Origin of the sequence: Ornatilinea apprima, assembly GCF_001306115.1 — a bacterium.
Classification (GTDB): Bacteria; Chloroflexota; Anaerolineae; order Anaerolineales; family Anaerolineaceae; genus Ornatilinea; species Ornatilinea apprima.
In genome coordinates, this window is sequence record NZ_LGCL01000026.1 from 153,869 (window position 1) to 167,071 (window position 13,203).

The window sequence follows — 13,203 nt, forward strand, 5'->3', positions numbered from 1 at the left end:
GCGGACAAAAGGGCTTAATTATGGCCGAAAAGATCTTAATTGTGGATGATGACCCCGAAACCTTGCGGCTGATCAAACTGATGTTAAGCCGCCAAGGGTATATTATTTTAACTGCTCAGAGTGGATTGGAAACCATCGACAAACTCAGGCAGGAGCTTCCAGACCTGATTGTTTTGGACGTGATGATGCCGGATATGGACGGCTACCAGGTTACCCGCCAGGTGCGTTCGGACCCGGATCTATCAGAAACTCCCATTCTGATGTTCAGCGCCAAAGGCCAGGTGGATGACAAAATTGCCGGGTATGACGCTGGCGCTGATGAATATTTGACCAAACCCATTCACCCCGCCGAGTTGATCGCTCGGATTAAAGCTTTACTGGCCCGCAGCCGCTCCCGCGCTTCCGAAGCAGATGTCAAGAAGGGACGCGTCATCGGTGTGTTGGCCCCCAAAGGCGGGCTGGGCGTATCCACGTTTGTTCTTAACAGCGCCATTGCCATGCGCAAGCATCAGAAAAAAGAGGTCATCGCCGTAGAAATGCGCCCAGGGCACGGCACCTGGTGCCTTGAACTGGGCCTGCCGCAAAACAAAGGCCTCAACAATCTACTGAAAACCCAGCCCGGTAAAATTGACGCCAACCTCATCCGCAACGAGCTAATCCGCACCAAGTACGGCGTGCCCCTTCTCACCACTTCCAACAACTTTACCGATCTGGACATGGCCGGCGCATCCGCCCAGATGTCCATCATCCTCGACCTGCTGCCAACCATTGCCCAATTTATCCTGCTGGATATTGGCGCGAATATTCTACCCAACCTCGACAGCGTATTGGCTTTTTGCAATGAGGTTGTTGTGATTACCGAACCGCAGCCCTACACGGTAGAACGCACCAAATCTCTGCTCAAAGAGCTGAATAATCACAGCTTTGGGCGCGCCAAAAACCTGCAATTGGCCCTGATCAACCGCGTGCGCGCCGATCTGCAGCTCACCGCGCAGCAGATTGAAACCGACCTGGGCGTTCCCATTGCTCAGGTGATTTCACCCATCCCGGAAATGGCTTACAACGCCGCCCTCAACAAAGTTCCACTGACCATCATGCAGCCCGACGGTCTGGTAGCCCAGCAGTTCAAGACCATGGCCGAGCTGATGGTTGAACATCTCGAAGCATGATTTCCCACTCTCCAGACCAGGCCATCGCCCAGGCGGCCAGTCTGCTGAAGCAGGCCCGTCACGCAGTCGTTCTCACCGGAGCAGGAATCTCCACCCCCTCGGAGATTCCTGATTTTCGTTCCGCGGGCAGTGGCCTATGGACCAAAAACGACCCCATGCGCGTGGCTTCGCTCACCACCTTTCACCGTCGCCCGCAAGACTTTTTTGATTGGCTCCAGCCCCTCGCCCGCCAAGCCTATTATGCCCGTCCCAACCCCGCCCATCTGGGCCTTGCCCGCCTGGAGCAGGCCGGGCTGGTGAAAGCCGTCATCACCCAAAACATTGACGACCTGCATCACAAAGCCAGTTCTCAAAACATCATCGAAGTTCACGGATCGATGCGCACCTTTGAGTGCCTGCGCTGCCAGGTGAGCTACCCGCTGGAAGACTTTGTTACCACCTTTATCGAGCGCGCCGAGCCGCCGCGCTGCGCGCACTGCAACAGCTTCCTCAAACCGGCCATCACCCTCTATGAAGAAATGCTCCCCGCCGAAGCCTGGAACAACGCCCAATGGCATTGTGAACACTGCGACTTGATCCTGGTCATTGGCTCTTCCCTCGAGACCGTTCCGGCGGCCCACCTGCCGGTCTTTGCCCTTGAGAACAATGCCCACCTGTTGATTAACACCTTCTCACCCACCCCGCTCGATCTTGAGGCCGAATTAGTCTTTCGTCAGGACGTGGTAGAATTCATTTCGCAACTGGTGCAACAGGTATTATGAATTCAGACCACAAACAAACCCTCATCCAATACCAGCGCATTCTGGAAATCTCCCGCCGGCTGACCTCTGAGCAAAGCCTGGATGCCTTGCTGTACACGATTGTTCAGGCCGCCGCCGAGATCAGCGCGTCCGAAGCGGCCTCCATCCTGCTCTATGATGAGCCCAATCAGCGCCTGCATTTCCAGGCGGCTACCAATATGGGGCCCGACACCATGCGCGGCATCAGCGTGCCCACCGAAAGCCTGGCTGGCTGGGTGGCGATTAACCGCGCGCCGGTCATCGTTCCTGACGTGCGCCAGGACAAACGCTGGTTCGGCGACTTGCAGCAAAAGAAATCCGGCTTTGCCACCCGCTCGTTGATTGCTGTTCCGATGATCGCCCGTGAGCGACTGGTGGGCGTGCTGGAAGTCTTGAACAAAATGGAAAACACCTACAATCAAGACGATCTGGAACTGCTTCAGATTCTCAGCGGCCAGGCTGCCCTGGCGATTGAACAAACCCGCCTTTACCAGCAGTCCGACATGATTGCCGAATTGGTACACGAGCTGCGTACCCCGCTCACGTCGATTGGCACCATCGCCTACCTGCTCCAGCGCCCCACCGTCGGCGAAGCGGAACGCCTGTCACTCGCCAAAACCATCCAGCAAGAGACGCAGCGCCTCTCCAACCTGTCTTCCAGCTTCCTCGACCTGGCCCGCCTCGAAGCCGGGCGAGTGGGGCTGTGCCTCACCGAGTTCAACTTATCGCAAATGATCGAAGAATGTATCGAGATCATTCGCCCCTCCGCCGCAGAGCAGAACATTGAGGTGATTTTCCAGGCGCAAACCCCGGAATTGACTGTGCGCGCCGACCCGAACCAGATCAAGCAGGTGTTGCTCAACCTGCTCACCAACGCGGTGAAATACAACCGCCCGCAAGGCAAAATCACCATCGCGCAGCAGATGGAAAATAAGGGCGTGTCCGTCTCGGTGTCCGACACCGGCATCGGTATTCCCCCCGAGCAAAGCGCGCACATCTTTGAGAAGTTCTACCGCGTCAGCGGCGAAGAAACCGCGAGCCGCGCCGGCACCGGCCTCGGCCTCTCCATCTGCAAGCGCATCATCGAAAATCACGGCGGCAAAATCAGCTTCACCAGCGCCCTCAACCAGGGCAGCACCTTCACCATCCACCTTCCCGCCTCAGCCTGATCCCCGCCTTTCTCCTCCCCCATACAACAAAAAACGGCGGTGGGGCTCCACCGCCGCTCTTACGTCATAATAAAATTATGGCAAATCCGCGAACACCGCCAGCGGCGCCACCGAAAGCCCAATCATACTCGGGCCGGTATGCGCGCCCAGCACTGGCGCGATAGCCACCGAAGGCTCAAATTTGCACTTGAATCGCTGGCTGATTTTTTCTTTCAGGTAAGCCAGCCCCTCCGGGTTGTGGCCGTTCAAGAGCTGCACGCGCAGTTCCGTGCTAGCGCCGTACATCTCTTCGATCACGTCCAGCATCTTGCCCACCGCGCGTTTAAGGGTAATTTCCTGCCCAAAGGTTTCATATTTGCCGGTGATTTTATCCACCCCGATAACTGGCTTAATTTTCAACAATGAAGCAATCAGCCCTTTAAGATGGCTGATCCGGCCACCGTGAACAAGATACTTCAAATCCGACAGTGTATAGAAGCCGTTGGCTTTTTCGCTGATTTCGTCCAGTTTTTTAATCACCTTCTCCAGCGGCCAACCGGCCTTAAACATTTTTGCCGCCGCTTCCACCTGCCAGCCTAACGGCACCGACAGCGTCTTGGAATCATAAAAAGTTACTTTGGCTTCCGGCACCAACTTGGCGCCTTCCATGGCCGCGTTCATCGTACCGCTCAAGCCGGAAGAGATGTGCAGCGAGAAGATCTCCTCGCCCATATCGGCCAGTTTGCGGTAGATTTTGGCAAAATCGCCCGGCGACGGCTGGCTTGTGGATGGAAACGCCTCGCTTTTCTCCAACATCTGGTAGAACTCCACCGCGGTCAGGTCTTCTCCGCCTTTATAGATATTGCCCTCAAAATAAATCATCAGGGGTAAGAAATCCACCTCTAAATCCTTTAACTGCTCGTCTGCCAGGTCGGCTCCACGGTCGGTTACAATTCTCATCTTGCTGCCTCCATCCTTCCAGATAATCGATCTCCACGAACGGGCTCAAAGGCTTCCCTTGCGCCCAAATTGTTTTTCCAGTAAATCCACCGAAAGGTGAATCATGGTCGGACGCCCGTGTGGGCAGGTGCGCGGATTGGCGCATGCTTCCAGGTCGCGCAGCAGGGTCTGCTGTTCCGCCGTCGAAAGCGTCTGCCCGCCCTTCACCGCCGAGCGCTTGCAGATGCGCGCCACCAGTTTGGCTTCCACCTCGGCCTGCAGGGGTGTCTCGTCCTCTTCAAAGTCTTCCACCACCACCCGCACCGCCGACTGCACATCGCTTCCAGCCAGCAGAGCTGGAATGGCGCTCACCCGAAACAGATTCGGCCCAAACGGTTCAATCTCAAACCCCAACTGCTGCAGCAGATCCAACTGGCTTTCCATCAGGCCAGCCTGCGCCGGTGAAAGCTGGATCGTTTCCGCCTCCAGCAATCGCTGCGCCGCCAACCCGCCCGCGCGCCGTTGCATCAACTTCTCAAACAGCACCCGCTCGTGCGCGGCGTGCTGGTCAATCAGATACAGTCCATCCGGACCTTCTGCCACCAGGTAAGTCGCCCCCACCTGCCCCACCAGGCGCAGAATGGGCATGTTCGCTGCCGGCAGCCGGGGCTGCGGGCCGCTCTCCGGCGCGGAAGGACCCGCCTGGAACAGCGCTGGCGAAACCCCAGTTGAGTCGCTGCTGCCTTCCTCAACCGGCTCCTCCTCCATGCCTACCTGGTTCCAATCCAACGCCGCCTGGTTGGAGCGCGCCGGGAAGGCAGCCGCCCGCTCGCCGCCCCACCCGCCAATGCTCAAATTCGGCACCGGAGAATAAGCCAGCAGACCGCGCCGCACAGCGCGCTGCACCGTGCCAAAGACCTTGTCGCTGCTGCGGAAGCGCACCTCGGCCTTGGCCGGGTGCACGTTCACGTCCACCTCTTCCGGCGGCACGTCCAAAAACAGCATCGCCAGCGGATAGCGCCCGACCATGATCAGGTTCTGGTAGCCATTCAACAGCGCCCGCGAGAGCGCAGCGTCTTGCACCCAGCGCCCATTGACAAAAAAAGTGATCTCTTTGCGGTTCGAGCGCGTGACCGCCACCGGGCTGATGAAGCCGCTCAGGCACATGCCGTCTTCCTGAAAAGTAACTTCGAGCATATTCTTGGCCAGCTCCACCCCATACAGGTTGGCCAGCACCTCGCGTCGGTCGCCTTTGCCGCTGGTTTGCAGCACAAGCTGACTGTCGTGCGTCAGGCGCACGCGCGTGGATGGGTAAGCGATGGCATAGCGCGTTACCAGCGCGTTGATCGCATTGCGTTCAGTTGCGTCTTGTTTCAGAAATTTCAAGCGCGCCGGCACGTTGTAGAACAGGTCTTCCACCCGCACCACCGTGCCAACCGGAGCGCCAACCGGCTCCATCTTGGCCCCCTTGCCGCCGTCCACCTTCAGCACCGCCCCCACCGCCTGGCTGGCTGGCCGCGAGGTTAAGCTGAAGCGCGACACCGAGGCCACCGAAGCCAGCGCCTCACCGCGAAAACCCAGCGTTTGGATGGCGAACAGGTCATCGGCCGAGCGCATTTTCGACGTGGCGTGGCGCATCACCGCCAGCGAAAGTTCCTCCGCCGGGATGCCCGCGCCGTCATCGGAGATTTCAATTAATCGTTTTCCGGATTGTTCTATGTGGATATCGATCTGGCCTGCACCCGCATCCAGCGCGTTTTCAAACAGCTCTTTCACCACCGATGCGGGACGTTCCACCACTTCACCAGCAGCGATTTGCGACGCGACTTCATCCGGTAAAATGTGAATGGCCATTAATACTCCCTCATTTTTTGATTATACCAACCTTTTTTAACCTTTCATTTTCACGGACAACTGCACGGGTCACGTTCCTGGTCACATTTTTACCGGTGTGACTCCTATGACTTCCACCCGCTTGACAATCTGCCACGCGCTTACTACAATCCATCTCAATTTGCACACTCTGAGGTTAACATGACAGACCCATCCATACAAGCCATTTTGTGGGACATGGACGGCGTGCTGGTCGACACCGGCGACCTGCACTACCGCACCTGGGCCTCCACCCTGGCGCTCTACGGCAAAACCATCGACCGCGCCTTCTTCGACCGCACCTTTGGCATGAACAACTGGGGCACCCTCGAAGCCCTTTTCGGTGAGCTGCCCGACCGCGCCTGGTGCGAGCGTTTCATCAGCCAGAAGGAAAGCGCCTTTTGTGATTTGCTGCGCGGCAATGTAACACCCATCGACGGCGTGCTGGACGCGCTGCAGCGCTTTCGCAGCCAGGGGCTCAAACAAGCCGTCGCCAGCTCGGCCCCCAGCGCCAACATTCAGATTATTTTGGAAGAACTCGGCCTCACCACCTTCTTCGATGCCGTCATCTCGGCCGCCAACTGGCCCGGCAAACCCAACCCCAAAGTCTTCCTCGAAGCCGCCAAAGCCCTGGGCCTGCCCCCCGCTCGCTGCCTGGTCATCGAAGACGCCATCTCCGGAGTGGAAGCCGCCCACCGCGCCGGCATGCCCTGCATCGCCATCACCACCACCAACACCCCCGCGCAGTTAGCCGCCGCCGAGTTAGTCATCCACTCCTTCCGCGACCTAGACAACAGCCCGTTCTTAAACCCTGCCCTGCATCGCGAGGATGAGGTCATTTAGCCCCCTCCATCTCCCCCGCCAAGCGGGGGAGTGATTAGACAGTCACAAATTAACCGCTCTTTCACCCTTCCCTGCAATGCGGGGAAGGGTCGCGCCCCTGGCGCGGGGATGGGGCCTTTCTATTCATTGACGCAATCCCCGGAAAAGGGTATATTCTTAACCACTCAGGCCGGTCGGGTGACCGCGGCGCGCCTCGCGCGCGTCGAGGAAAGTCCGCACTCCATAGAGCAAGATGCCGGGTAACACCCGGGGCGGGGCAACCTGCCGGATCGGGCCACAGAAACATACCGCCCCTCGGGGTAAGGGTGAAATGGTGGTGTAAGAGACCACCGGCGACCGCAGCAATGCGGCGGCCAGGCAACCCCCATCTGGAGCAAGGCCAAGCAGGTACAAAGCTCTCTTGTAGAGCGGGAGGCGGCTCGTCTTCCTTGAGTTCCGGGTAGGCTGCACGAGCGCGCCGGAGACGGCGCGCCTAGAGAGATGGTCACCGATGACAGAATGCGGCTTATAGATCGACCTGAGTGCTTTTCTTCTTCACCGCCAGAACCCCATCGAGGGGCAATGTGCGGCTTATAGACTGGCCTGAGTACTTCCTTTTCAAAATAATCGATAACAGAACCCCATCGAGGGGCAGTGTGCGGCTTATAGACTGGCCTGAGTATCGTTTTACTTTCATGGGGGAAAATATCCATCTATTTTTCTGAATTGATATATTATTAATCCATAGCAACTGTTGAGGGGGAAAGTTCAGCACGGATCAAACATGAACCCGCTCCCACCTCCGCCCCCGAGACTGGGCAAGCCAGCTACCTGATCAGCGAGCGAATTCATGAACCAAGAAACAATAATTTTCAACTTGCTTTTCGATTTGCTTTTCGATCTCATTTTAGAATTACTGATCGTTGTTGACCTCTACTACAGCATCTTGATTCTCTTTTTTCATCAAGAACGCTATCTTTTTGCCGCAAGACTTTCATTTACGCTTTTTCGTGCATTACCGATCAAGAAAAGTTTTAAAAAGAAAAGATTGGATTACGCGGCCACTGTCTACAAGCGAAGAATGAAAATCTACAGTATTTTTGCGCTGATCGGGGGTTTGCTGTTTTCAAACATATTAATCAGCGAAATTATTGAGCTAATCATCCAAACCAGGTCAATCATATAGTCGAAGAAAATGATCGAAAAAATACAAAGCGAACCGAATCCATACAACAAGCTTGAACCAACATACTCGCCTGTGAATAAGATCACTGACAGAATCTTGCTGATAACCCTGGCGATGACCGCCTTCTGTACTTTATGGTCAATCCCATATCTGAAAATCACTCAAACCAGATTTTCCAATGTCTTTTGGGAAGCAGTTCTATTGCCCATTATTTTCTTAACATTGGCTTTTATTATTTCAAAAACAATCAGCAAAGCCTTAAATTTTCAGATCCTCATCAGTGTTACCCTGGCAATTCCGCTAGTCCCCGCATTTTATAATCTGCTCAATTATCTTGATCTCAGTGGTGGCATTCGCCAATGGTGGTTTCTACTTTTGGTAGGCGTAATTAATGGGATTTGGTTCACTTACCATTCTTATTTGCGAGAGATAAAAATACTTCAAAGATTGGTTAATTCTGATCTGGCATCCTACAAATTAGATGTTAAGAATAAAACCTACAATCTTTTCATGAGACCCCCAATCTTTGTTTGTGAGCATTCCCCCGATGGACACAACTCGTTTAGACAAAAAATCTCGGCTGTCTCCGTCCTTCTTGCAATAACAACATGGTGTTACGTCGGTTTCCAGAACAAAACGAATGGATTGGCATTGTTTAGCATCGTAATATTGACAATCATCCTGGCTTACTTTCCTTTTCTTTTCAAGTTGTTTGCTGAGGCTCTGGTGATTAATCAGATCGAGAAAAGAAATGGCATCAGGTTAATGGTTGGCGACAGTCAATCACCTGTAACTGAAAATTCTCCTCAAAGGATTTGTACGGCAAAAAATCGGGGAGACTCTTTTTTTGCCTATCCAAAGAAGATAACCCGGGGTTGTTTTTATATCTTACTCATTGCCCAATTTTTTGGCATTTCAGTTTTTATGATTACACCCCCCCCACTGATCGATTACTTCCTCACATGGATAATTCCCGCTGCGTTCTGTTTGGCCACCCTCCTGACTGCCTTTTTCATTGAAAGGGCTTTATATCTGCAAATTCTGATGGCATGTACAGTAACCATCCAGCTTCTGCCGTTATATTATGGAGCTGCGATACATATGCAGGTTTTCGGTGGTTTCAGTGAGTGGCGGTTGGTCATCTATACCAGTCTGGCTGCCGGTATTTGGTTGTCAATCAGGACTTTTAACCAATATTTGAGAAGACTTACATTAATGTTTAACAACAGTGATTCAAATCAAAAATTGGATATAAAAAATCATTTCTACGATCTCACTATCGAGCCGCCGCCAATTGACCTGGAAAAAGAAAATCTCATGAAAGCTCTGGCTAAGCTCGTACAAGCTGCTGTGTACCCCACCTTGCCGATTATTTCCCGAATTCTGAGCAGAAACCTGAACGAACAGCAAGGGGGATCGTTTATGGTGGTTCTATTCCTTGTCATCCTTGTTTCATTTCAAAGCGAAATGATCAAATTCTTTGCCGAAGCCTATGAAATACATCGAATCGAGAAGCGCGCCGGTAAAAAGTTATACGTCAATTTCCCAATCAATATTCAATCACCTGTGCCAGAAACCCAATGAACCTCAAACACACACTCATCACCCTCACCCTGCTCCTCGCCAGCGGATGCGCCACCTCCGCTCCACGAAACACGTTCTCGACTGATCAGCCCGTTATGGCTGCTACATCCTCACCGGTTGCTGCTCAACCGACCTTAATCATCCCCAGCGTTGACCCGTCTCCTGATTACGTAAGGACAGGAGAGGAAAACCATCTCAAATTTGATGACCAATCCTGTATTTCGATGTTACCGGAATTGTTCTCTTCTGATTGTAAACAAATAACCTTTACAGAAACACTTGATTCGTTACCCGGTGATTTAGTGGTATATGATCATGAATCCCAAGAACCTCTCATCTGGGATTTTGGAGAATCTCCAGATTCACTGGAAAAGATCTCATATTCTTCATCCACTGAAATTCGGCCACTCGCATGGGATTTGTCGCCAACCCACGATTGGCTCTCGTATGAAAATGTGAAGCGAATAGATGACTTCACATTGAATGTATACAACCCAAGGACGGATAGAATTCTACAAACAGCAATTCAAGACTATTCTATGGCTGGTTATCCTTCCTCTTATTGGTCGGATGCTGATCATTATCTTGTGCCTTTGTCCAGGAAGAAAGAAAACTTTAGATGGATGGTATGGCAACCATTTATAGATGAGCAATCCATATTCGAATTGAAATTACCCGATATAGGTGATGCTCCTGATCAGTATTCGATTTTCCCCCAGTATCTACCAAACTCCAAAATTGTCATATACCCTTGCAACCAGTGTGGAACAAATGAATTTCAAGCTTACGATCTTGAATCCAACAAGGTGAAATGGACGCTGGACTTCGGTGAAGGCCGTGAGACAGGGCTACACTGGTCTTTCATTCCATCACCCGATGGGAAAAAGACCGTTTTCTATTTTGGCCTCAATAAACTCTGGATAGTGGACACCAATGGCGAAAGTCTATTAAAAATCTCACTGCCCTTTTCTGAAAGCTATAATTGGGTGGTCAGAGCTATCCGCTGGTCTCCAGACGGAAAGAAACTTGCATTCATGCGATACACACCGGATGGAAGCGACCCGATATTGACGATCATCTCAATCCATGAACACCAGCAAACTTCTTATTGTTCAAATCTCGGTGTGGGAAATATCCACTGGTCGTTTGATGGACAATATATCGTCCACTCCATTCAAGAACAAAACGACGATGGCGAAGTCACATCTTCCATTTTCTCCGTTGTTCAATTGGAAACAGGAAACACCTATCAGAAGCGATTCCCTGAAAATCTCAGTGTGATTGGTTGGCTTAAGTGATACAAAACTGCGTGTAAAGAATTTACTTAAAAGTCTTTGCAGCTCCTTTTGCAGCAATGGGTGCTCCGGAGGGAGGTCCGATTGGGGTAACTATCGGGTCAGGGCTTGGTTATGTAGGTGGGAATTTGTTAGCTTGCAGGTATTTAGACGGGGTGAATCAAGCCTATGTTTTTCCATGGATAATGGAATATATTCCATAAGCAACATTCATCCCCGAATTTTTAGGTGCTTATAACCGATGAGAAAGATATATTATTTTTTTGCTAGAATGACTACGAGGACCCTCATATTAATTCCGTATTTCTTTGCCTTTATCTGTTTAGGTTTAGGTGGACAAATTGGAAAATCCAGTCCGGTTTTGCACTTCATTCTATTCCCACTGACCTTTTTCTTTTTTGGACTGGCAGGAATTCCTATGATTGTGCGTAAAAAGGCCATTGTTTATAGAGATGGTTCGGCAGTCTTTTTTGGAATTATTCATTTGGTCGTTGGCTGGGGCTTAGCGTTTATCCCGTTGATTTACAATACATTTTTTCAATAACGAGTCCCGACTATCAAATGGAAAATTCGCGTTATGGTTTCTTAATGAGTTTATCGCTTTTCATCCAAAGCCAGGGCAGAAGGCAAAGTGTCAACGGCGTGGTGACCTTCTACCCAGGGCGGCGAACAAACCGCGAGGTGAACGGCGCAAATGTAACGGTCAAGGTGTTCAGCGCTACCATCGCCTACGTACGGTACAGGGCAGTAATGACTCACTGAATTGGGTATTAGGGGATCGCCTGTTGATAGACATGGGTAGTGGTCTGCAGAATATAACCGCAAATGGGTAGACTTTATTTGAGTGAATCCAAATGCTACAAGTCGGGAAGTATTAGAATAACTGTAGAAATTATTAGCAAGTGGGGCATTCCAATGAAAGAAAACGCTTCATTCTTTATCTTTTCGGATAATACATTTCATTCTAAAAGGTATACATGGGCGACAAGCATAATTCCTCGTTCACAAATGGTCAATCGTCGATGTCATTATTGTTCCGCTGTTGAAAATTATCCCTCCGGTGAATTTGATGTTGTTCTTGAAAATGGTTCTGAATTCCCCGATATGTTAGGTTGTGGAGCATACCCGTTCCTCATTCTTTCCGAAAGGGTTATTTCAACTCTTGTAGCTGAAAAAATATCTGCTTTCCATACTTTCAGCGTTGGGATTTCAGAAATAAGGTCGAAATCAAAAATGTTGATGGAAACGGATCCTCCAAAATATTACCGAGTTGAAATTGATGGGAATTGTCAAATTGATTTGGAAGCTAGTGGCTTAGAGCTGGTTCATTTTTGCCCTGAGTGCCACCATTTGGTAACAAATCCAAGAGTTCCTAATGGTCTACAAATCATTTCAGGGAGCTGGGACAAATCAGATGTGTTTAGGGATGTTCAATTTTACCCAAGAATTAATTTTTGTAATGAAAGCCTACCTGGAATCGTGAACCGTAATAAATTCACGAACTTCCGTTTTGAATTTATGCAAGGTCCGTGGAATTCATCTACTAAGGGGCTTAACATCACGAAATTGTTCAAACAGCTAAAGGAAAGTCGATGACCAATTTGACTATCTACCGGCTTGGGGTGATCACTTTAGGACAGGGTAAAGCTACTGGGCTTACAATGGTTTTGCACAGCTAATTGCTCCAATTTACCACGGTTTACTTCCGGCAGAACCATTTTCAACCAATGCCTGTTGGAACCAAACCCATCCTCCGGAAACGAAATTAACCCCAAAATAGCCGTTTTGCTTTTTATTTAGATTTGTAAGACCAATATGATAAACAAATTTTTTTTCTTATGATTTTACTCAGTATCTGTTTTTTGCCGAGCTGCAGTCCAAAGATTCAGCACGCTGATTCTTTCTATAATTACAACGACAGCGATTTTCCAAAGGATCATCTTCCAGTAATAGATCCGGTTGAGGCGACACGTGATGGGCCAAATTCTTCGTGGAATTTGGAACTACTCAATAGTTTACATATTGACTTGCCCAAAAGCCAGGAGCAAGAGGTTCGAAAGGTTTACATTTATTCTCGCGTAGCAGAACTAGAAAAATTTGCCGTGAAAGATGGGGCCATCATGGCGTATTCCGGTCATGTTAATCAGCAGGCTGACGCTTACATTCGGGAGAATTTTTATCATTGGTTCGTTATGATTCCGGGTGAGGACATCACCAAAGGTTTCCACACCGAAGATGAGTTTAACCGGTATATTGAAACAATTGGTATTCAGGATCCTGATTGGCAGACGCCAGATGACGCGTTTGATACGTTTTTGAAAACTGGTTGTTTAGATTGGTTCCCGGATTGCAAATAGATACTCAAAATCCAAGTTTTTTACAGAGAACAGGTGGAAATATCAATCCTCT

General features: G+C 50.7%; 11 protein-coding genes and 1 other RNA gene. 10 read left to right on the top strand and 2 right to left on the bottom strand.

Translation table 11 applies throughout. The features are described from left to right. Nucleotides 1–20 precede the first annotated feature (20 nt). The 3 genes from ADN00_RS12360 to ADN00_RS12370 are packed head-to-tail and all read left to right on the top strand — an operon-like array spanning nt 21 to nt 3,117. Nucleotides 21–1,169 (top strand): response regulator, encoded by a 1,149-nt coding sequence (locus tag ADN00_RS12360; protein ID WP_075063300.1) that lies wholly within the window; start codon nt 21–23, stop codon nt 1,167–1,169. After that, entirely contained in the window at nt 1,166–1,930 is a 765-nt protein-coding gene (locus ADN00_RS12365) for an SIR2 family NAD-dependent protein deacylase (RefSeq protein WP_075063301.1), read from the top strand. Before ADN00_RS12360 ends, ADN00_RS12365 begins: the two co-directional genes overlap by 4 nt. Beyond that, a complete protein-coding gene (locus ADN00_RS12370; RefSeq protein WP_075063302.1) occupies nt 1,927–3,117 on the top strand; it encodes a sensor histidine kinase in 1,191 nt (396 codons plus the stop codon). Before ADN00_RS12365 ends, ADN00_RS12370 begins: the two co-directional genes overlap by 4 nt. 75 nt (nt 3,118–3,192) lie before the next feature. Here ADN00_RS12370 and ADN00_RS12375 read toward each other — a convergent pair whose 3' ends face one another. Both ADN00_RS12375 and mutL read right to left on the bottom strand, forming a co-directional pair. Further along, entirely contained in the window at nt 3,193–4,056 is an 864-nt protein-coding gene (locus tag ADN00_RS12375) for a DegV family protein (RefSeq protein ID WP_075063303.1), read from the bottom strand. A 45-nt stretch (nt 4,057–4,101) separates the two neighbouring features. Then, nucleotides 4,102–5,889: a DNA mismatch repair endonuclease MutL gene (gene mutL, locus ADN00_RS12380; protein WP_075063304.1), complete on the bottom strand. Its 1,788-nt coding sequence runs from the start codon at nt 5,887–5,889 to the stop codon at nt 4,102–4,104. A gap of 180 nt (nt 5,890–6,069) precedes the next feature. On the opposite strand from mutL, the gene ADN00_RS12385 reads away from it, so the two are divergent. The 7 genes from ADN00_RS12385 to ADN00_RS19830 all read left to right on the top strand — a co-directional run bounded on the left by ADN00_RS12385 (nt 6,070) and on the right by ADN00_RS19830 (nt 13,151). Beyond that, a complete protein-coding gene (locus ADN00_RS12385; RefSeq protein WP_075063305.1) occupies nt 6,070–6,750 on the top strand; it encodes an HAD family hydrolase in 681 nt (226 codons plus the stop codon). 165 nt (nt 6,751–6,915) lie between these two features. Continuing rightward, nucleotides 6,916–7,274, top strand: an RNA gene (rnpB, locus tag ADN00_RS12390) — RNase P RNA component class A. Between the two features lie 650 nt (nt 7,275–7,924). After that, complete coding sequence (locus ADN00_RS12400; RefSeq protein ID WP_075063307.1) at nt 7,925–9,499, top strand: hypothetical protein; 1,575 nt, start codon at nt 7,925–7,927, stop codon at nt 9,497–9,499. Continuing rightward, entirely contained in the window at nt 9,496–10,797 is a 1,302-nt protein-coding gene (locus tag ADN00_RS12405) for a TolB family protein (RefSeq protein ID WP_075063308.1), read from the top strand. Before ADN00_RS12400 ends, ADN00_RS12405 begins: the two co-directional genes overlap by 4 nt. A gap of 238 nt (nt 10,798–11,035) precedes the next feature. Then, on the top strand, nt 11,036–11,338 hold the full coding sequence (locus tag ADN00_RS19820; RefSeq protein WP_152966341.1) for a hypothetical protein: 303 nt from the start codon (nt 11,036–11,038) through the stop codon (nt 11,336–11,338). Between the two features lie 371 nt (nt 11,339–11,709). Beyond that, nucleotides 11,710–12,390: a hypothetical protein gene (locus ADN00_RS19825; protein WP_152966342.1), complete on the top strand. Its 681-nt coding sequence runs from the start codon at nt 11,710–11,712 to the stop codon at nt 12,388–12,390. 242 nt (nt 12,391–12,632) lie between these two features. Next, on the top strand, nt 12,633–13,151 hold the full coding sequence (locus tag ADN00_RS19830; protein WP_152966343.1) for a hypothetical protein: 519 nt from the start codon (nt 12,633–12,635) through the stop codon (nt 13,149–13,151). The last annotated feature ends 52 nt before the right edge of the window (nt 13,152–13,203 follow it).

Excerpts from the sequence above, each read along its gene's own strand:
- ADN00_RS19820 (WP_152966341.1), top strand. The coding sequence starts at position 11,036 with ATGAGAAAGATATATTATTTTTTTGCTAGAATGACTACGAGGACCCTC.
- ADN00_RS19830 (WP_152966343.1), top strand. The coding sequence starts at position 12,633 with ATGATTTTACTCAGTATCTGTTTTTTGCCGAGCTGCAGTCCAAAGATT.
- ADN00_RS12385 (WP_075063305.1), top strand. The coding sequence starts at position 6,070 with ATGACAGACCCATCCATACAAGCCATTTTGTGGGACATGGACGGCGTG.
- ADN00_RS12360 (WP_075063300.1), top strand. The coding sequence starts at position 21 with ATGGCCGAAAAGATCTTAATTGTGGATGATGACCCCGAAACCTTGCGG.
- ADN00_RS12405 (WP_075063308.1), top strand. The coding sequence starts at position 9,496 with ATGAACCTCAAACACACACTCATCACCCTCACCCTGCTCCTCGCCAGC.
- ADN00_RS12365 (WP_075063301.1), top strand. The coding sequence starts at position 1,166 with ATGATTTCCCACTCTCCAGACCAGGCCATCGCCCAGGCGGCCAGTCTG.
- ADN00_RS12370 (WP_075063302.1), top strand. The coding sequence starts at position 1,927 with ATGAATTCAGACCACAAACAAACCCTCATCCAATACCAGCGCATTCTG.
- mutL (WP_075063304.1), bottom strand. The coding sequence starts at position 5,889 with ATGGCCATTCACATTTTACCGGATGAAGTCGCGTCGCAAATCGCTGCT.
- ADN00_RS19825 (WP_152966342.1), top strand. The coding sequence starts at position 11,710 with ATGAAAGAAAACGCTTCATTCTTTATCTTTTCGGATAATACATTTCAT.
- ADN00_RS12400 (WP_075063307.1), top strand. The coding sequence starts at position 7,925 with ATGATCGAAAAAATACAAAGCGAACCGAATCCATACAACAAGCTTGAA.
- ADN00_RS12375 (WP_075063303.1), bottom strand. The coding sequence starts at position 4,056 with ATGAGAATTGTAACCGACCGTGGAGCCGACCTGGCAGACGAGCAGTTA.